The sequence below is a fragment of the Oceanicella sp. SM1341 genome (genome assembly GCF_003448965.1).
Lineage (GTDB): Bacteria > Pseudomonadota > Alphaproteobacteria > Rhodobacterales > Rhodobacteraceae > Paroceanicella.
Genome location: NZ_QRGC01000023.1, coordinates 13,990 through 32,316, shown reverse-complemented (window position 1 = coordinate 32,316; position 18,327 = coordinate 13,990). Strand labels below are relative to the sequence as shown.

Below are 18,327 nucleotides of genomic sequence, written 5' to 3'. Positions count from 1 at the left end.
CCGTCGATGGGCGGGGCGCAGGGACAGGCGTGGAACCCGGCAGAATACGGCCGATTCACCGACCTGAGGCTGCGCCCCGCCCTCGACCTTCTCGCCCGCGTGCCGGCAGACCTGCCGCCGGGCGAGGTGGTGGACCTCGGATGCGGGGCAGGGGCGGTGGGCCCCGCGCTGCGCGCCCGTTTCCCCGACCGGCCCCTCACCGGGCTCGACCTCTCTCCCGACATGATCGCGAAGGCTGCCGCGACCGGTGCCTACGACCGCACGCTGGAGGCGGATATCGGCGCCTGGGCGCCGGAGCGCCCGGCGCTGGTGTTCTCCAACGCTGCCCTGCAATGGCTGCCGGAGCACCTTGCAGTGATGGCCCGCATCCCCGCCGCGCTGCAGCCCGGCGCCACCTTCGCGGTGCAGATGCCCGACCAGGCGCGGGCGCCCTCGCACGGCAGCTTGCGCGAAACCGCCGCCCGGCTCTTCCCCGACCGCTTCGACTGGCGGGGCTGGCGGCCGCCCGTCGCCCCCGCCGCGACCTACTTCGGGGCGCTGTCCGGATACGGCGTGCCTGACATCTGGGAGACCCGCTACATGCAGCGCCTCGGCCCGGTGGCCGAGGGCCACCCGGTGCGCCACTTCACCGGCTCCACCGCCGCACTCCCCATCCTCGCGAAGCTCGACGACGCCGAGCGCCGCCGCTTCCTCGCCGCCTGGGACGAAGCGCTCGCCGCGCCCTACCCGCCGCTGGCCGACGGCTCGGTGCTCTTCCCCTTCAGCCGACTGTTCATCGTGCTCACCCGCGCCTGAGCCGCAGGGGCGAGAATGCGCTTGCGGGAGAAAGTTTCCGATGCGAAACAGGCGTCGCCGGCGGCCGCCGAAGCGCCGTTTTCAGACCCCGTGCCAGCAGGAGAGAGCGTTCATGGCCCAGAGGACCGATATCGAGATCGCGCGCGAGGCGAAGAAGCTGCCGATCGGCGAGGTTGCGGCCACGCTCGGCATCCCCTGGGAAGACCTCATCCCCTACGGCCATGACAAGGCGAAGCTCTCCGCCGGCTACATCGCCGGGCTGAAGGACCGCCCGCGCGGCAAGCTCATCCTTGTGACGGCGGTGAACCCTACCCCGGCCGGCGAGGGCAAGACCACCACCACCGTGGGCCTGGGTGACGGGCTGCGCGCCGTGGGCAAGAACGCCGTGGTGTGCATCCGCGAGGCCTCGCTCGGCCCCTGCTTCGGCATGAAGGGCGGGGCGGCCGGCGGCGGCTACGCCCAGGTCGTGCCGATGGAGGAGATGAACCTCCATTTCACCGGCGATTTCCACGCCATCACCACGGCGCACAACCTGCTCGCCGCGATGATCGACAACCACATCCACTGGGGCAACGCGCTCGACATCGACCCCCGCCGCGTCACCTGGCGCAGGGTGCTGGACATGAACGACCGCGCCCTGCGCAACGTGGTCACCAGCCTCGGCGGCCCGGCCAACGGGGTGCCGCGCGAAAGCGGCTTCGACATCACGGTCGCCTCCGAGGTGATGGCCATCCTCTGCCTCGCCACCGACCTCGCCGACCTCGAGCGCCGCCTCGGCGACATCATCATCGGCTATCGGCGCGACCGCAGCCCGGTGACCGCGCGTGACCTGCAGGCCGATGGCGCGATGACCGTGCTCCTGCAGCAGGCCATGCAGCCCAACCTCGTGCAGACGCTGGAGAACACCCCGGCCTTCGTGCACGGCGGCCCCTTCGCCAACATCGCGCATGGCTGCAACTCGGTGATCGCCACCGAGACCGCCCTGCGCCTCGCCGACTACGTGGTGACGGAGGCGGGCTTCGGTGCCGACCTCGGCGCCGAGAAATTCATGAACATCAAGTGCCGCAAGGCCGGGCTCGCGCCCGACGCAGTGGTGATCGTCGCCACAGTGCGGGCGCTGAAGATGAACGGCGGCGTGGCCAAGGCCGATCTGGGCAGCGAGAACGTGGCGGCGGTGAAATCCGGCTGCGCCAACCTCGCCCGCCACATCGAGAACGTGAAGAAGTTCGGCGTGCCCGCCATCGTGGGCATCAACCATTTCGTCACCGACACCGAGGCCGAGCTGGAGGCCGTGCAGCAGTTCTGCCGCCAGTTCGGCGTGGAAGCGGTGGTGAACCGGCACTGGGCCGAGGGCTCGGCCGGCATCGCCGGCATGGCGGAGAAGGTGGTGGAGCTGGCCGAGCACAGCGCGCGCAACTTCAGCCCCATCTACCCCGACGACATGAGCCTGTTCGACAAGATGGACACCGTGGCCCGCGAGATCTACCGCGCCGACGGCGTGGTGGCCGATGAGCGGGTGCGCGCCCAGCTCCGCGCCTGGGAAGAGGCGGGCTACCGCGACCTGCCGGTCTGCATGGCCAAGACCCCCTATTCCTTCACCGCCGACCCCACGCGCGGCGGCGCGCCCACCGGCTTCACCATCCCGGTGCGCGAGGTGCGCCTCTCGGCCGGGGCGGGCTTCGTGGTGGCGATCTGCGGCGACATCATGACCATGCCGGGCCTGCCGCGGGAGCCTGCCGCCGAGCGCATCCGCCTCGATGCGGACGGCAACATCGAAGGGCTGTTCTGAGCCCGCCATCCCCCCTATAACCCGGTCACGGCCCGCGGCGCCTGTCGCGGGCCGTTGCCTGTGACAGGAGGATGTGATGGCCGCAGAGATCATCGACGGAAAGGCCTTCGCGGCCGGTTTGCGCAGCCGTGTCGCCGCCGGCGTCGCCGCCATGAAGGAGGCGCATGGCCTCACCCCCGGCCTCGCGGTCGTGCTGGTGGGCGAGGATCCGGCGAGCCAGGTCTACGTGCGCAACAAGGGCAGGCAGACGGTGGAATGCGGCATGCTCTCCTTCGAGCACCGCCTCTCCGCCGAGGCCTCCGAGGCCGAGATCCTCGACACCGTGGCCCGGCTCAATGCCGATCCGCAGGTGCATGGCATCCTCGTGCAGCTGCCGCTGCCGGCCCATGTCGACGCCGAGAAGGTGATCAACAGCATCGACCCGGCGAAGGACGTGGACGGGTTCCACATCTCCAACGCCGGCCTGCTCGCCACCGGGCAGAAGGCCATGGTGCCCTGCACGCCGCTGGGCTGCCTGATGATGCTGCGCGACCGGCTGGGCAGCCTCTCGGGCCTGCACGCGGTGGTGATCGGGCGCTCCAACATCGTCGGCAAGCCGATGGCGGCCCTGCTGCTGCGCGAGAGCTGCACCGTGACCGTGGTGCATTCGCGCAGCCGCGACATCGAGGCGCTGTGCCGGCAGGCCGACATTCTCGTGGCCGCCGTGGGCCGCCCGCGCATGGTGACCGCCGACTGGGTGAAGCCCGGCGCCACGGTGATCGACGTGGGCATCAACCGCATCGACGCCGGCGAGGGCAAGACCCGGCTGGTGGGCGACGTGGACTTCGACAGCGTGGCGCCCGTGGCCGGCGCCATCACCCCGGTGCCGGGCGGCGTGGGGCCGATGACCATCGCCTGCCTGCTCGCCAACACGCTCACCGCCTGCGCGCGCGCCAATGGCCTGCCCGAGCCGGAAGGCCTCGCGGCCTGAGCCTGTCCCGGGCACGGGTTGTGCCCGCCGCCGTGGCGGGTACACTCCGGGGCTCATTCGCAGCTGCACAATTCGCAGAGGACTCCCCGCATGGAAAAACGCCCGCTCGGACGCTCATCGCTCGAGGTCTCCGTCCTCGGCCTCGGCACCATGATGTTCCACACCCAGATCGACCGCGACGGCGCCTGGGCCCAGATGGACCGCTGCCTCGACGCCGGTTGCGACTTCTTCGACACCGCCGAGATCTACCCGATCCCGCCGAAGGCCGAGTATGTCGGCCGCTCCGAGGAATTCATCGGCGAATGGATGAAGGAGCGCGGCACCCGCGAGCGCATCCTGCTCGCCACCAAGGTGGCGGGCCGCAACGACGACAACCATTGGATCCGCGAGGGCCGCACGCCCCGCGTTTCGGCCCGTGACATCGAGGAGGCCGTGGAGGCCAGCCTCGCCCGCCTGCAGACCGACGTGATCGACCTCTACCAGATCCACTGGCCGGACCGGCAGTCGCCCCGCTTTGCCAACGACCGCTACGGCTTCGTGCCCTTCGCCGATGACTGGGTGCCGCTGGAAGAGGCGGTGGCCGCCATGGGCCGGCTGATCGCCGCCGGCAAGATCCGCACCTGGGGCCTGTCGAACGACACGCCCTGGGGCACGATGAAATGCATCCAGGTGGCCGAGGCCCTCGGCGTCGACCGCCCGGTGAGCGTGCAGAACCCCTATTCGCTGCTCAACCGCATCTACGAGTACGGGCTCGCCGAGGTGGGGATGATGGAGGACGTGGGCCTGCTCACCTACTCGCCGCTGGCGCAGGGCTACCTCTCCGGCAAGTACCTCGACGGCCAGGTGCCCGAGGGCGCGCGCAAGAGCTTCATGGGCGAGCGGATGACCCGCTACGAGGGCCCCTCCACCGAGCACGCCATCCGCGGCTACCTCGAGGTGGCCGGCGATTTCGGCCTCGACCCGAACGCGATGGCGCTGCGCTGGAGCGTCTCCAAGCCCTTCGTGGCCTCGTCGATCTTCGGGGCGGCGAACATGCGCCAGCTCGAGCTGATCATCGACTGCCTGGAGATCGAGTGGACCGACGAGCTCGACGCCGCGGTGAACGCCGTCCACGCACGCTGGCCGAACCCCGCGCCCTGAGCGGCCCTCGGAAGCAGGCCGCCGGATGACAGCGCCGCGCCCGGGATGCCCGGGCGCGGCGTTTTCCTGTGCGGGTCCGCCTCGCACGGAGGGCGGGGCGGCGGCCCGCAATGCGCGGGGGATGCCCGTTTCCCCGGGGCCGCGGCCCGAATGACGGTGATCCGCGCGCCAGCGGGCATGCCGCGGCTCCGGTGCCGGGATGCCTGCGCCCGGCCTCAGCGCGGCTGCGCGGGGTACCAGGGCCGGGCGCCGGGGGCGGCGTCGTCCTGCTCGAAACAGGGCAGGGGGTCGGTGATCTCGTAGTAGCTGCCCTTGTCGGCGGTGTAGATGTGGCGCTCCAGCCGCAGCGCCGGGCCGCTGTGCACGGCGGCGGCGGACACGGCGAGGCGCGTCGCGCCCTCCGGCCGCCAGAACAGGAAGGCGCCGCAGCCGCCGCAGAAGCCGCGCTCAAAGCCCGGCGAGGAGCGGTGCCAGCGCAGCGCCTCGCCGCTGATCCGGGCCTCCGAGAGCGCCGCGCTGGCCCAGAAATGCCCGGAGGAGGCCCGGCACTGGCCGCAGTGGCAGGCCACCACCGCGGTGCTCTCCAGCCTGCCCTCGAAGCGCACGCCGCCGCAGGGGCAGCCGCCGGAACAGCTCGGATCGTTCATCCTCGGACCCTCCGTCAGGCCGCCTGCGCGGCGAGGGGAATGCACAGCATCGGCCGGCCGATGACCACGGCGCGGGCCCCGGGCGCCATCAGCCCGGCCAGCGGCGGGCGCCGGCAGTCGAGCCCGCCGGTGTAGGTGCCGAAGGCCGGCATGATCAGCCGTGCCGCATCGCTCAGGAAACATGGCCGGCTGAGCGCCCGCCCGGCGAGGCTGAGGCGGATCTTCGGGTGCCAGTGTCCGGAGATTTCCCCCGAAGCCCCGGCCTGCGCGATGTGGCGGAAGGTGAGCGGCCCCAGCGCAAGCTCGGGCAGGGCGGTGCCGCCGGGCCCCGCGGGGTCGTGGTTGCCGCTGATCCACACCCATTCGGCGCGGGCGGTGAGGCGGGCGAGCAGGGCGCGTTCCTCCGCCTCCAGCGCCTCGGCGGCGCTGTCATCGTCGAAACTGTCGCCGAGCGCCACGACCGTGCGCGGCGCGCAGGCCGCGATCTCGGCCTCGAACCGGGTGAGGGTGTCGCGCGTCTCGTAGGGCGGCAGCAGGGCGCCGCCGCGCCGGGCGGTGCGCTCCGCCCGGCCGAGGTGCAGGTCGGCCACGCAGAGCAGCCGCTGCTCCGGCCACCACAGCGTGCCGGCGGCGCGGGCCTCCAGCCGGCAGCCGGCGAGGGAGAGAGTGACGGGGGGCGTGTCCTGCATCATGCGCGCACGAAACAGGAACACGCCCCGGTTTGCAAGCGGTTTCGCCCGCTCACTGCCCCTCGCCGAGATCGGCCGCGATCTGCAGCGGCGCGGCCTGTCCGGCAAGGCGCGAGCGGTAGACATGCAGCCCCTCCACCACGCGCATCACGTAGTTGCGCGTCTCGGAGAAGGGGATGGTCTCGATCCAGTCGATCATGTCGACGCCGGGTCGGCGCGGGTCGCCGAACTGGGTGATCCAGCTCTCCACCCGCGAGGGCCCGGCGTTGTAGCCCGCCGCGGCCAGCGGCACGGAGCCGAACTTCGCCAGCAGCTCCGCGAGATAGGTCTGGCCCAGCGTGGCGTTGTACTGCCAGTCGGAGGTGAGGCGGGCGGCCGAGTAGCCCACGCCGATATCGCGCGACACCTTCTGCGCCGTGCGGGGCATGAGCTGCATCAGCCCGCGCGCGCCCACCGGGCTCACCGCGTTCTGGTTGAACTCGCTCTCCTGCCGGGCGATGGCGAGTGCCAGCTCCGGGCGCACCGGCCCGCGCATGGCGGCGAGGTCGGTCACCGGGTAGTAGGTGTTCATCAGCACCACGCCCTTGCCCGCCGCGACCTTCGCCGCGCGCACCGCCACATGCGGGTAGCCCAGGTCGAGCGCCATCCGGGTGATGGCGGCGAGCTCGTCCGGGTCGGTCTCGTAGCGGGCGAGCTGCACGAGGAACTGCCACACCCGGCCGGGCTCGTTGGCGTAGTGGAACATCAGCGCGGCACGGCCGGAGGAGCGGCGCATGAAATCGGCGTTGCGCCAGTCCGCCCCGCGCGTGGAGCCGGAGAGGGCGGCATCGGCGGGCAGCCCGGCGCGTTCGGCGGCGAGCTGGCCGTAGAAGCTGGTCTGGTAGCGCGCGGCGTCCTGGTAGGCGGCGCGGGCGGCGGAGCGGTTGCCGAGCGCCTCCTCGGCGCGGCCCATCCAGTAGCCGGCGCGGCCGACGCTGATCGGCGTGTCCACGTGGTTGCGGAACTTGGTGAAATGCGCCAGCGCAGCCTGGGGGTTGCCCAGCTTGCGCAGGGCGAGCCAGCCGGCAAACCACTCCAGCTCCTCGAAATCGCCGCCGGTGCTCATGTAGTGGTTGGCCGCGATCCGGTAGGCGGTGGCGTTGTCGCCCCGGCGCATGGCCCGGTGGGCGAGCGACAGCCGCCGCGGCGCCCAGGCCGAGGGCCGGCCGAGGGCCACGGCGGAGGTGGACTGCTGCAGGATCAGCACTTCCGCATCGTCCCAGCGGTCGCGGCGCAGGCGCCACTGGAACCGGTCATAGGCAAGGCCGGAGTCGTTCACCAGCTGCGCCGGCACCGCGGCGATGAAACCGTCCACCCCGTTGCGGTCCTCGCGCAGGGCGATGCGGGCGCGCGCCAGCGCCACCTGGCCGGGCGAGGCATAGGGGTAGGTGGCCTCGGCCTCGGCGAACTCGCCTTCCCAGATCAGGTGGTCGAGCCGCGCATCGCTCCACTGCGCCACCACGGAGGGATATTTCGCGAGATAGGCCGCGCGCTCGGAGGGGGTGAGGTCGAGCTGCGCCCAGGCGGCGATGATCGCATCCTGCGCGCCAAGCCTGTCGCCCTCGCGCATCAGCGCGTCGGAGAGGCGGATGGCGCCGGTGCCGGTGGTGGGCGCGCTGCCGGCGAAGAAGGCCTTCACCTGCGCGGTGGAGAGATCGGCCGGCATCTTGCGCTCGGCATTGGCGCGCACCGCCTCCAGACGCGGCCAGTCGGCGTGGGAGGCGAGGAAATCGGCATACTCGCTCCACACCCCGTCGTCGGAGGCGAGGCGCAGCCAGGTGGCGATGTCGCGGGCCGCGGGGTCGGCCGCCTGGCGGGCATAGCCGTCGGCCTGGGGCCAGTTGTCGGTGCGGGCCGCGTCGAGGATGGCCGAGGCGACGGCGCCGTCGGAGGGGGCGACCTCGGCGAGGGCCGCGGAGCCGGGGAGCGTGGCATACGCTGCGGCAAACGCCGCTGCCATGCGGAGACGTGGAATCATGGAACCTGTCCTGCCTGTAGGATTTCGGAGCACTCTAGCAGGTCTGAAGCGCGCCGTCGCGGGGGCCATGGGCCGTCTTGCGGGCGGACGCGAAGGCGGGTAGGTTCCCCCGTCCCGCCAAAGGGCGGTGTTCCGGGGGTGCCGAGGCCGGTGCCCCGTGAAACCGGGCTCAATCAAGAGGTCAGCCATGTTCAGAGGTTCCATTCCCGCGCTCGTCACCCCGTTTTCCGGCGGCAAGGTGGACGAAAAAGCGCTGAAGGAGCTGGTGGAGTGGCACGTGGCCGAGGGCTCGCACGGGCTCGTCGCCGTCGGCACCACCGGCGAGACCCCCACGCTCAGCCACGAGGAGCACCGCCGGGTCATCGAGATCTGCGTCGAGACCGCGGCCGGCCGCATCCCGGTGATCGCGGGCGCGGGCTCGAACAACACCGCCGAGTCCGTCGGGCTGATGGAATTCGCGAAGTCGGTGGGGGCGGATGCCGCCCTCGTCGTCACGCCCTATTACAACAAGCCCAGCCAGCGCGGCATGATCGCGCATTTCACCGCGCTGCATGACGCGGTGGAGCTGCCGATCATCATCTACAACATCCCCGGCCGCTCGGTGGTCGACATGACCCCCGAGACCATGGGCGAGCTCGCGAAGCTGCCGCGCATCATCGGCGTGAAGGACGCGACCGGCAAGATCGAGCGCGTCTCCCAGCAGCGCATCACCTGCGGCACCGATTTCATCCAGCTCTCCGGTGAGGACGCGACCGCGCTCGGCTTCAACGCCCATGGCGGCGTGGGCTGCATCACGGTCACCGCCAACGTGGCGCCGAAGCTCTCGGCCGAGTTCCAGAACGCCTGCCTCGACGGCGACTATGCCCGCGCGCTCACCTACCAGGACAAGCTGATGCCGCTGCATGCCGCCCTGTTCGTCGAGCCGAACCCGGCCGGCGCGAAATACGCGCTCTCGCTGCTGGGCAAGTGCTCGCCCGAGCTGCGCCTGCCGATGGTCGAGCTCACCGACGCCACCAGGGCGCAGGTGCGGGCCGCGATGGAGCATGCCGGCCTGATCTGAGCGGAATACGCCCCGCGGGCCGCTTGCCGCGGGGCGCGTTCCCGACTATCTGTGCGCGATGGCGCAGAAGAAGAAATCAGACCCGAACAGCCGCGTGGCCGCCGAAAACCGGAAGGCCCGGCACAACTATTTCATCGAGGACGACCTCGAGGCCGGAATCATGCTCGCGGGTTCCGAGGTGAAGAGCCTGCGCGAGGGCCGGGCCAACATCGCCGAGAGCTATGCCACCGTGGAGGGCGGCGAGCTCTGGCTCATCAACGCCTACATCCCCGCCCTGCTGCAGGCCCAGACCTGGGGTCACGAGGAGCGCCGCCGCCGCAAGCTGCTGGTGCACAAGCGCCAGCTCGCCCGGCTCTGGCAGGGGATCGGGCGCGAGGGCATGACCCTCGTCCCCCTCAAGCTTTACTTCAACGAGAAGGGCATCGCGAAGCTCCAGCTCGGCGTCGCCAAGGGCAAGAAGTTGGCCGACAAGCGCGACACCGAGAAGCAGCGCGACTGGAACCGCCAGAAACAGCGCCTGCTGCGCGAGCGGGGCTGAACCGCCGCCCCTTCCGGCAGGACGGGCCGCCCGGATGGGCGGCCCTTTTCGTGTGCGCCTGCCGGCACCGGGGCCGGACCGGGCTTACGCCTCCGCGAGCTCCGGCCTGGGGCTCAGCGCCTCAAGCGCCGCCGCCCCGGCCAGCACCGCGAGCGCGGCGCGCGCCACCTCGGCGCCCTTCACCCGGAAATGCTCGCGGAAGAAGGCGGAATGCTCGGCGCTGTTGTGGAAATGATGCGGCGTGAGCACGGCCGAGAGCACCGGCACGTCGCTGTCCATCTGCGCGCGCATCAGCCCGTCGATCACCGCGGAGGCCACGAAATCATGCCGGTAGATGCCGCCGTCGACGACGAAGGCCGCCCCGATCACCGCGGCATGGCGCCCGCCGCGCGCGATGCGCCGCGCCAGAAGCGGGATCTCGAAGGCGCCCGGCGTGTCGAACACATCCACGGCCACGCCGCCGGGGCGCAACCGGTCGAGCTCGGCCAGCAGCCCGGCGCGCGCCTCGTCGACGATATCGGCGTGCCAGCGCGCCTGGATGAAGGCGATGCGAAGGGGAGAGGGGGTCGTGGTCATATCCGTTTTCCTTTCGTCCGACCGTGACCCAAGGCGCAAACGGAAAGGCCCCGCACGCGCCGTTGCCGGCCCGCCCGGGCTGTCCGCTCTCTTCCATCCGGACTGTGACCGTCGGCTCCGGAATCGCACCGGATCTGCTTGTCCCCCGTGCCGAAACCGGCCCGGGGCGCTCGCGGGCTTCGGGTCTCCCCGTTACCGCCGGTGGGGAATTTCACCCCGCCCTGAGAACGCGCTCGCCGGCGCCTCATTGCACCGGGAGCGGCGCCGACTATACCTAAGGGAGAACGGGAGACAAGCATGACCGACCTGCCTTCGCCGGCCCGGCTCTTCGCCGCGATGGACGCCACATGGGCGCCGCTGGAAACCCTCGACACGCAGAGCTGGCGCCTGCGCCGCGGCGGGGGCGGGGGCAAGCGCGTCTCCGCCGCCACGCCCCTGGGCCCGCTGGCCGACCCCGCCTCCGCCATCGCCTGCGCCGAGGCCTCGATGCAGGCGATGGGCCAGCCCTGTCTGTTCCGCCTCTCTGCCGCGGATGCGGCGCTCGACGCCGCGCTGGAGGCGCGTGGCTACGGCGTGGTCGACCGGACGGTGATCTATGCCGCCCCGGCCGGGGCCCTCGCCCCGGCCGACCCCATGGGCCATGCCGCGATCGTGAGCGACGCGCCGCTGGCCCTGATGGCCGAGATCTGGGAGGAAGGCGGCATCGGCCCCGGCCGCCTCGCGGTGATGGCCCGCTCGGGGCAGAGCCGGGCCTATCTGCTGGGCCGGCTCGGAGACCGGGGCGTGGCCGCCGGCTTTGTGGCGTCGAGCGGCGACATCGCCATGCTGCACGCCCTGGAAGTGCGCCCCTCGGCGCGTCGGGCCGGGCAGGGGCGCAATCTCGTGGGGGCGGCAGCGGGCGTGGCACGGCGCGCCGGCGCCCCGGTGCTGGCCCTCGCGGTGACCGAGGCCAACCGCGGCGCCCGCGCCCTCTACGAAGGCCTGGGAATGACGGAATGCGCCCGCTACCACTACCGCATGGCGCCAGAGGGAGAGACCCGATGACCGAAGAGCTGCCCACCGCGCTGAACCTGCCCCCGGCAGACCCGCTGCCCGAGGATACGGCGGCCTATTTCGCGCTCTGCGAGGAAAAGCTGGGCCTGGTGCCCAACGTGCTGCGCGCCTATGCCTTCGCGCCGGAAAAGCTGCGCGCCTTCACCACGCTCTACAATGACCTCATGCTGGGCGAGAGCGGGCTGAGCAAGCTGGAGCGCGAGATGATCGCCGTGGTCGTCTCCTGGGTGAACCGCTGCCACTACTGCCTCGTGGCGCATGGTGCGGCGGTGCGCGCCCTCTCGGGCGACCCCGCCCTCGGCGAGGCGCTGGTGACGAACTACCGCATGGCGCAGGGGCTCACCCCCCGCCAGCGCGCGATGCTCGACTTCGCCGTGAAGATGGCCGAGGAAAGCCACCGCATCGAGGAGCCGGACCGCGAGGCCCTGCGCGCCGCCGGCTTCACCGACCGCGACATCTGGGACATCGGCGCCGTGGCCTCGTTCTTCGCGATGACCAACCGCATGGCCTCGGCCACCGCCATGCGCCCCAATCCCGAGTATCACGGGCAGGCGCGATGAGCCTCCGCCTGCGTCTCCGCGGCTCTGCCGCGGCCCTGCTGATGCCCGCCTTCCTCGCCCCGCCCGCCGCCCTCGCCCTGCCGGTGAGCGCGCCGGAGGGCGCTGTCGTCACCTGGTCGGACGGCCCGCGCGAGGGCGCCTTTCCGGTGCCCGAGGCCCCGGTCGCCGCCGGAGACACCCCGCCCGCACCGCTGGAGGGCCAGGTGGAGACCGAGGTCTGGCGCTTCGATGACACCGAGGCGGAACCGGCGGCGCTGCTGGAGGGCCCGCGCGCCGCGCTCGCCGGCATGGGCTACACCGAACGCTACGAGTGCTCCGCGCTCGCCTGTGGCGGCTTCGACTTCCGCTTCGCCCTGCCGCTGGTGGGCGCACCGGAGATGGAGGTGGACCTCGGTCTCTACCATTACGTGGCGCTGGAAATGGGGCCGGAGCGGGTCGTGCTCTTCGCCTCGCGGGCAGGCAGCGCCGGCTACGTGCAGGTGACGTCCGTGCTCACCACGCCGCCTCCCGCCCCCGCGACCACACCCGGCGGTGAAGGGGAGGGCACGCCCGTGCCTGCGCCCGTTGCCGCCGCCGGACCCGGTGCGCCGCCCGTCGCCGCCACCCTGCTCGCGGAACTGCGCCGCGACGGACGCGCCCTGCTGCCGGGCATCGATTTCGCCACCGGAAACTCCGGCGTGTTGCCCGGCTCCGCGCCCGCCATCGCCGCGCTCGCCGGAATGCTGGAGGCCGACCCGGACCTTCAGGTGGTCATCGTGGGCCATACCGACGCCACCGGCGGGCTGGAGGCGAATCTCGCGCTCTCCCGCTCCCGGGCCGAGGCGATCCGCACCCTCCTGCTGCGCGACCACGGCATAGCCGCCGGGCGGGTGGAGGCCCGGGGCGTGGGCCCGCTCTCGCCCCTCACCAACAACGCTACCGACGCCGCACGCGCCCGCAACCGCCGGGTGGAGATCGTGCTGCAGTAGCCCGGAACGCGAAGCGCCCGGAGGGGGGTCCTCCGGGCGCTTCGTCTGTGGTTCTCGCTGTCCCCCGGCCGACTTCGCGGCCGCGTCGGTATCAGTGCAGCTTCCGGGCCGTCTCGGCGATGGAGGCGTCGACCAGGGCATTGGCCTGATCGGCCGGCATGCGGGTCTTCATCACCTCGGCGGCGGCGGCCACGGCGACGGAGATCGCCCGGTCGCGCACCTGGCGCAGCGCCTCGGCCTCGGCCGTGGCGATCTGGTCCTCGGCGGCGCGCAGGCGGCGGGCGACCGAACGCTCGAGCTCCTCGCGGCCCTCGGCGGCGGCGGCACGGGCCTCCTCACGCGCGGAGGTCACGATGTCCTCGGCCAGGCGCTCCACTTCCTTCTGCTTGCGCTCGTAGGAGGCGAGCAGGGTCTGGGCTTCCTCGCGAAGCTGGCGGGCTTCCTCGATCTCGGCGCGGATATGGGCCGCGCGGCCGTCGAGGATGCCGGCCACCTTCGCCGGAACCTTCACCCAGAGCAGGATGCCCACGAAGATGAAGAAGGAGACGGCGACCAGCAGGTTGGTGTCCAGGATAAGGTCCATCTCGGCTCTCCTCAGCTCACGCGCTGCTTGACGGCGGCCGAGATGGCGGCCTCGTCCTGGGCGGCGGGGAGCAGGGCCGCGACGATGGCCTGGGCCGTGTCGGTCGCGACGGTTTCGACGGCCTCGAGCGCGCCGTCACGGATCTCGGCGATGCGCTTCTCGGATTCGGCGGTGCGGGCGGCGATCTCGGCATCGGCCTTGGCGATGGCGGCGTCGAGCTCCTTCTGGACCTCGGCACGGGCCTCCGCGGCAATGGTCTGGGCCTCGGCGCGCGCGGCGTTCAGCGCGGCGGTGTAGGAGACCTCGGCCTCCTCTGCACGGCGCTTGAGGTCGGCGGCCTGATCGAGATCGTCGGCAATCGCGTCGGCCCGGTCCTCTATCACCGAGGAAATCCGGGGCAGGGCGATGCGGCTCATCAGGAAATAGAGCAGAACGAGGGCGACCACGAGCCAGAAGATCTGGCTGTCCCAGTTCGAGAAGTCGAGCTGTGGCAGACCGCCCGAGGCATGCGGCTCGGCCGCCTCGTGGATCAGCTCTTCTGCGGTTTCAGTGGCCATTGCGGTCTCCGGAAACGGGGTCGGCCGCAGCATGCGGCCCGGCAGAAACGTCACCCGCCCTGGTCGTCAGGCGGCGGGCTTGCCGGCGACCCCCCTGAGGAAGGTCGCCGGTTTGGCGCGTCTTTATCAGACGGCGAAGAGCAGCAGCATCGCGACCACGAGGCCGAAGATGCCGAGTGCTTCGGCGAAGGCCAGACCGATGAAGAGGGTCGCGGTCTGTTCCTTGGCGGCGGCCGGGTTGCGCAGGGCGCCGTTCAGGAAGGAGGCGGCGACGTTACCGACACCGATGCCAGCACCAGCCAGGGCAAGGCAGGCGATACCAGCGCCGAGATACTTGCCGAGGGCGGCAGCAGCTTCGAGTTCCATGTTCATTCTCCTCAGGTTGGCTGAACTCTTCTTGGAAGGGGCAGGCGATCACTCAGTGCATGTGCAGGGCGTCGTGCAGGTAGACGCAGGTGAGGATCGCGAAAACATAGGCCTGGATGAAGGCGACGAGGAACTCGATCGCGGTCATGCCCACCATCGCGCCCAGCGGCAGGATGGCGACCGGGCCGAGCCCGCCGGCGATGACCATGGCGGTGAGACCCGCGAAGACCTTCATGACCGCGTGGCCGGCCATCATGTTGGCGCCGAGACGAACCGAATGGCTCACCGGGCGCACGAAGTAGGAAATCAGCTCGATCACGCAGAGGATCGGGCGCAGCCAGCCCGGCGCTTCCTTGGGCCAGAAGAAGCCGAGGAAGGCGGCGCCGTGCTTCACGAAGCCGATCACGGTGACCGAGATGAACACCGCCAGCGCCAGGGTCACCGTCACCGCGATGTGCGAGGTGGGGGTGAAGGCCAGCGGGATCATGCCGAGCACGTTGCAGAACAGGATGAAGACGAAGAGCGTGAAGATGTAGGGGAAATACTTCATCGCCCCCTTGCCGGCCACGTCCTCGACCATGTTGCGCACGAAGCCGTAGAGCAGCTCGGCGATCGACTGGGTGCGCGAGGGCACCAGCGAGCGGCCGCGCGTGCCCAGGATCGTCAGCGCCGCGATGGCCGCCACGGCGATGAACATCCACAGCGTGGAGTTCGTGACGGTGATGAAGGAGATGCTTTCGCCATCGCCGAACAGCGGCTTGATGACGAACTGGTCCATCGGGTGGATGAAGCTGCCCTCATTTGCGTCGCTTGCCACGGTGTCTTCCCTCTCGCTTCAGCGGCCCCCGGAGGCCCTGTCATCTTCAGACGCCGTCGCCGGCGCGGTGTTGTCCTGCGCCGGAACCGGCGCCGTGGTAGGCTGCGCCGTCGCCGGCGCGGTATTCGGCTGCGCCGTTTCCGACGCGTTAAGCTTTTCCTGATACTCCGCGGCGGAGCGCATCATCACGCGCACACCGGCCCCGAAGCCCAGGATGGTAAACAGGATCATGAATGCCGGCAGCGTGCCCGCGAGGGCGTCGATCCCGTATCCTATCCCGCATCCCACACCGACCCCGGAAACGAGGTCGATGACCATTCTCCATGCGAGCTCCAGTCCGGAATAGGAACCCTTTCCCTTCCCGTCCGAAGCCGGCGTCCGGGCCTTCCGCGCCGCCTTTATGCGGGCTTCGAGCCTTTCAAGCCTCTGGTCACTCTTGTCGTCCATAACGCTCCCTTCGGCAAGGCACGCGTCATGTTGCCCGAAACCGAGGCCCTCTCCGCAATGCGGCGGACCATATGGACGGGGGGGTGACCTGTCAAGGCAGACAAATCGGCGTGACTGCGGCCCAAGATATTGAAATTGCAGTGAGTTCCGGAGAGTGCGACGCGCGGGCGCAGGCAGGTGCCCGCGGGTCAGGCCGACGGCGGCGGATTCCCGCGCGGGGGCGGGTGCCGGGGGGCGCGCCCATGCGCCGCAGGGCGTGGCGCGAAACCCCGGGGCAGGGCGGGCGCAGAGAGGGCTTTTCTCCCCCGCGGCGGCAGTCTAGGGCTGGCGCCGGGTGCGGCGGGCGCGCCCGGCAGCGGAGGACCCCACCATGCAGGAGTTGCGCATCGACAGTCTCGGCCACCTGGGTGACGGCATCGCCGCCGGCCCCGACGGCCCGGTGATGGTGCCCTTCGCGTTGCCCGGCGAGCGGGTGCGCGGCGAGATCATCGAGGGCCGCATGCCCGGCGCCGAGATCCTCGAACCCGCGCCGGAACGGGTGGTCCCGCACTGTCCGCAATTCGGCCTGTGCGGCGGCTGCTCGGTGCAGCATCTCGCCGACAGCGCGGTGGAGAGCTGGAAGGCCGAGACCGTGCGCCGCGCCCTCGCGGCCCGGGGGCTCGAGGCCGAGATCGCCGGGGTGGAGACCTCGCCGCCGCTCTCGCGCCGCCGCGCCGTGCTCTCGGCCCGGCGCACCAAGACCGGGGTGACCCTCGGGTTCCACGCCCGCGCCTCCGACCGCCTGGTGCCGGTGGAGGACTGCCGGGTGATCGACCCCGCGCTCTTCGCCGCGCGCGAGGCGGTATCGGCGCTCACCCGGCTCGGCGGCTCGCGCAAGGGCGAGGTGAAGGCGCATCTCACCCTCTCGGACGCCGGCATCGACATCGACCTGCGCGGGGTGAAGCCGCTCGACGGGCCGATGCGCATCGCCGCCGCCGCCCTCGCCGCCGAACACGACCTCGCCCGGCTGAGCTGGGAAGGCGAGGTGGTGGCCGAGCGCCGGCCGCCCGCGATCGCCATGGGCTCGGCATCCGTGGTGCCGCCGCCCGGCGCCTTCCTGCAGGCGACCCGGGCCGGCGAAGCCACGCTCGTCTCGGCCGTCAGCCGCATCCTGAGCGGCATCCCCCAGGTGGCGGACCTGTTCAGCGGCTGCGGCACCTTCACCCTGCCGCTCGCGGCGGGGGCAGACGTGCATGCGGTGGAGGGGGAGGCGAGCCTGCTCGCGGCCCTCGACACCGGCTGGCGCCGCGCGCCCGGCCTGCACCGCGTCACCACCGAGCGGCGCGACCTGTTCCGCCGCCCGCTGGAGGCGGGCGAGCTGAAGCGCTTCGGCGGCGTGGTGATCGACCCGCCCCGCGCCGGCGCCAAGGCGCAGTGCGAGGCGCTGGCGGCGAGCGCCGTGCCGGTGATCGCCGCCGTTTCCTGCAGCCCGGCGAGCTTCGCGCGCGACGCCCGCACCCTCGCCGACGGCGGCTACCGCCTCGGCCCGGTGACCGTGGTCGACCAGTTCCGCTGGACCGGCCACGTGGAGCTGGTGGCGGCCTTCACCCGGGGCTGATCAGGCGCCGATATGGCCGCGGATGCCCCCCGTCTGGCCGCGGTCGCGCAGGATGTGGTCGAGCAGCACGCAGGCCATCATCGCCTCGCCCACCGGCACGGCGCGGATGCCCACGCAGGGGTCGTGCCGGCCCTTGGTGATGATCTCCTCCTGCCCGCCGGACTTCGAGATCGTCCGCCGTGTCTGCAGGATGGAGGAGGTGGGCTTCACCGCGAAGCGCACCACCACCTCCTGCCCGGTTGAGATGCCGCCGAGGATGCCGCCCGCGTGATTCGACATGTAGACCGGCCCGTCGTTGCCCATGCGGATCTCGTCGGCGTTCTCCTCGCCGGTGAGGGCGGCGGCGTTCATGCCCTCGCCGATCTCCACGCCCTTCACGGCGTTGATCGACATCATCGCCGCGGCAAGGTCGGTGTCGAGCTTGCCGTAGATCGGCTCGCCCAGGCCCGCGGGCACGCCGCTCGCCACCACCTCGATCACCGCACCCACCGAGGAGCCCGCCTTGCGCACGCCGTCGAGATATGTCGCCCAGTCGGTCGCGGCCTGCGGATCGGGGGTCCAGAACGGGTTGCGCTCCACCTCCGCCCAGTCGAAGCGGGCGCGGTCGATGCGGTGCGGGCCCATCTGCACCATGCAGCCGCGCAAGGAGAGCCCCGGGGCAAGCACGTTCAGCGCCGCCCGGGCGATGCCCCCCGCCGCCACCCGCGCCGCGGTCTCGCGCGCCGAGGAGCGCCCGCCGCCGCGATAGTCGCGGATGCCGTATTTCTGCCAGTAGCTGATGTCGGCATGGCCGGGGCGGAATTTCTCGGCGATCTCCGAGTAATCCTTGGAGCGCTGGTCGGTGTTGCGGATCATCAGCTGGATCGGCGTACCGGTGGTGCGGCCCTCGAACACGCCGGAGAGGATCTCCACCGCGTCCGCCTCCTGGCGCTGGGTGGTGTAGCGGTTCTGGCCGGGCTTGCGGCGGTCCATCCAGTGCTGGATCTCCTCCGCCGAGACCGGCACGCCCGGCGGGCAGCCGTCGACCGTGGCGCCGAGCGCGGGCCCGTGGCTCTCCCCCCAGGTGGTGACCCGGAACAGCTGACCGAAAGTGTTGTAGGACATGCGCGCGCCTCCGTTTTCGCGCCTCCCTTAGAGCAAAACCGACCCGGATTGAAT

At 71.4% G+C, this 18,327-nt stretch carries 20 protein-coding genes and 1 riboswitch; of the genes, 10 read left to right on the top strand and 10 right to left on the bottom strand.

Going from position 1 to position 18,327, the window contains the following annotated elements; translation table 11 throughout:
• Positions 1 to 6: 6 nt before the first annotated feature.
• The 4 genes from D3P35_RS18335 to D3P35_RS18320 all read left to right on the top strand — a co-directional run bounded on the left by D3P35_RS18335 (position 7) and on the right by D3P35_RS18320 (position 4,694).
• Complete coding sequence (locus D3P35_RS18335; protein ID WP_118136503.1) at positions 7 to 795, top strand: methyltransferase domain-containing protein; 789 nt, start codon at positions 7 to 9, stop codon at positions 793 to 795.
• 112 nt (positions 796 to 907) lie between these two features.
• Positions 908 to 2,584, top strand: coding sequence for a formate--tetrahydrofolate ligase (locus tag D3P35_RS18330; protein WP_118136501.1), 1,677 nt, complete (start codon positions 908 to 910; stop codon positions 2,582 to 2,584).
• Positions 2,585 to 2,660: 76 nt separating this feature from the next.
• Positions 2,661 to 3,554 carry a bifunctional methylenetetrahydrofolate dehydrogenase/methenyltetrahydrofolate cyclohydrolase FolD gene (gene folD / locus D3P35_RS18325; RefSeq protein ID WP_118136499.1) on the top strand — a complete coding sequence of 298 codons (894 nt, stop codon included), beginning with the start codon at positions 2,661 to 2,663 and terminating at the stop codon, positions 3,552 to 3,554.
• A 90-nt stretch (positions 3,555 to 3,644) separates the two neighbouring features.
• Positions 3,645 to 4,694, top strand: a complete 1,050-nt coding sequence (locus D3P35_RS18320; protein ID WP_118136497.1) for an aldo/keto reductase — start codon at positions 3,645 to 3,647, stop codon at positions 4,692 to 4,694.
• Positions 4,695 to 4,909: 215 nt separating this feature from the next.
• On the opposite strand, the gene D3P35_RS18315 is transcribed toward D3P35_RS18320, so the two are convergent.
• Genes D3P35_RS18315 through D3P35_RS18305 form a run of 3 tightly spaced genes read right to left on the bottom strand, consistent with a single transcriptional unit; the run spans position 4,910 to position 8,047 of the window.
• Positions 4,910 to 5,341 carry a GFA family protein gene (locus D3P35_RS18315; protein ID WP_118136495.1) on the bottom strand — a complete coding sequence of 144 codons (432 nt, stop codon included), beginning with the start codon at positions 5,339 to 5,341 and terminating at the stop codon, positions 4,910 to 4,912.
• Between the two features lie 14 nt (positions 5,342 to 5,355).
• Positions 5,356 to 6,030, bottom strand: coding sequence for a ligase-associated DNA damage response endonuclease PdeM (gene pdeM, locus D3P35_RS18310; protein ID WP_118136601.1), 675 nt, complete (start codon positions 6,028 to 6,030; stop codon positions 5,356 to 5,358).
• Between the two features lie 52 nt (positions 6,031 to 6,082).
• Positions 6,083 to 8,047, bottom strand: a complete 1,965-nt coding sequence (locus tag D3P35_RS18305) for a lytic transglycosylase domain-containing protein (RefSeq protein WP_157982197.1) — start codon at positions 8,045 to 8,047, stop codon at positions 6,083 to 6,085.
• Positions 8,048 to 8,234: 187 nt separating this feature from the next.
• Here D3P35_RS18305 and dapA point away from each other — a divergent pair, with 187 nt between their 5' ends.
• Both dapA and smpB read left to right on the top strand, forming a co-directional pair.
• Positions 8,235 to 9,107: a 4-hydroxy-tetrahydrodipicolinate synthase gene (dapA, locus tag D3P35_RS18300; RefSeq protein ID WP_118136491.1), complete on the top strand. Its 873-nt coding sequence runs from the start codon at positions 8,235 to 8,237 to the stop codon at positions 9,105 to 9,107.
• A 58-nt stretch (positions 9,108 to 9,165) separates the two neighbouring features.
• Positions 9,166 to 9,645, top strand: a complete 480-nt coding sequence (gene smpB / locus D3P35_RS18295) for an SsrA-binding protein SmpB (RefSeq protein ID WP_118136489.1) — start codon at positions 9,166 to 9,168, stop codon at positions 9,643 to 9,645.
• An 84-nt stretch (positions 9,646 to 9,729) separates the two neighbouring features.
• On the opposite strand, the gene D3P35_RS18290 is transcribed toward smpB, so the two are convergent.
• Positions 9,730 to 10,221 carry a 6,7-dimethyl-8-ribityllumazine synthase gene (locus D3P35_RS18290; RefSeq protein WP_118136487.1) on the bottom strand — a complete coding sequence of 164 codons (492 nt, stop codon included), beginning with the start codon at positions 10,219 to 10,221 and terminating at the stop codon, positions 9,730 to 9,732.
• Between the two features lie 81 nt (positions 10,222 to 10,302).
• Positions 10,303 to 10,454, bottom strand: a riboswitch (FMN riboswitch).
• Between the two features lie 64 nt (positions 10,455 to 10,518).
• Here D3P35_RS18290 and D3P35_RS18285 point away from each other — a divergent pair.
• The 3 genes from D3P35_RS18285 to D3P35_RS18275 are packed head-to-tail and all read left to right on the top strand — an operon-like array spanning position 10,519 to position 12,802.
• Positions 10,519 to 11,265, top strand: coding sequence for an N-acetyltransferase (locus D3P35_RS18285; RefSeq protein ID WP_118136485.1), 747 nt, complete (start codon positions 10,519 to 10,521; stop codon positions 11,263 to 11,265).
• Entirely contained in the window at positions 11,262 to 11,834 is a 573-nt protein-coding gene (locus D3P35_RS18280) for a peroxidase-related enzyme (protein ID WP_118136482.1), read from the top strand. Before D3P35_RS18285 ends, D3P35_RS18280 begins: the two co-directional genes overlap by 4 nt.
• Positions 11,831 to 12,802, top strand: a complete 972-nt coding sequence (locus D3P35_RS18275) for an OmpA family protein (RefSeq protein ID WP_118136480.1) — start codon at positions 11,831 to 11,833, stop codon at positions 12,800 to 12,802. Before D3P35_RS18280 ends, D3P35_RS18275 begins: the two co-directional genes overlap by 4 nt.
• Before the next feature lie 91 nt (positions 12,803 to 12,893).
• Here the strand turns inward: D3P35_RS18275 and D3P35_RS18270 are convergent, their stop codons facing one another.
• From D3P35_RS18270 to D3P35_RS18250, 5 genes are all read right to left on the bottom strand, one after another.
• Positions 12,894 to 13,385: an ATP F0F1 synthase subunit B gene (locus D3P35_RS18270; protein WP_118136478.1), complete on the bottom strand. Its 492-nt coding sequence runs from the start codon at positions 13,383 to 13,385 to the stop codon at positions 12,894 to 12,896.
• Between the two features lie 11 nt (positions 13,386 to 13,396).
• The gene (locus tag D3P35_RS18265; RefSeq protein WP_118136476.1) at positions 13,397 to 13,942 is read right to left on the bottom strand and encodes a F0F1 ATP synthase subunit B'; all 546 of its coding nucleotides are present in this window, start codon (positions 13,940 to 13,942) and stop codon (positions 13,397 to 13,399) included.
• Between the two features lie 126 nt (positions 13,943 to 14,068).
• Positions 14,069 to 14,308 carry a F0F1 ATP synthase subunit C gene (locus D3P35_RS18260; RefSeq protein ID WP_118136474.1) on the bottom strand — a complete coding sequence of 80 codons (240 nt, stop codon included), beginning with the start codon at positions 14,306 to 14,308 and terminating at the stop codon, positions 14,069 to 14,071.
• A gap of 52 nt (positions 14,309 to 14,360) precedes the next feature.
• A complete protein-coding gene (locus tag D3P35_RS18255; protein ID WP_118136472.1) occupies positions 14,361 to 15,086 on the bottom strand; it encodes a F0F1 ATP synthase subunit A in 726 nt (241 codons plus the stop codon).
• A 57-nt stretch (positions 15,087 to 15,143) separates the two neighbouring features.
• On the bottom strand, positions 15,144 to 15,572 hold the full coding sequence (locus D3P35_RS18250; protein ID WP_118136470.1) for an AtpZ/AtpI family protein: 429 nt from the start codon (positions 15,570 to 15,572) through the stop codon (positions 15,144 to 15,146).
• Between the two features lie 370 nt (positions 15,573 to 15,942).
• Here D3P35_RS18250 and D3P35_RS18245 point away from each other — a divergent pair, with 370 nt between their 5' ends.
• Positions 15,943 to 17,169, top strand: a complete 1,227-nt coding sequence (locus D3P35_RS18245; RefSeq protein WP_118136468.1) for a class I SAM-dependent RNA methyltransferase — start codon at positions 15,943 to 15,945, stop codon at positions 17,167 to 17,169.
• On the opposite strand, the gene aroC is transcribed toward D3P35_RS18245, so the two are convergent.
• Positions 17,170 to 18,273 carry a chorismate synthase gene (gene aroC / locus D3P35_RS18240; RefSeq protein WP_118136466.1) on the bottom strand — a complete coding sequence of 368 codons (1,104 nt, stop codon included), beginning with the start codon at positions 18,271 to 18,273 and terminating at the stop codon, positions 17,170 to 17,172. It lies immediately after the preceding gene.
• Positions 18,274 to 18,327 lie beyond the last annotated feature (54 nt).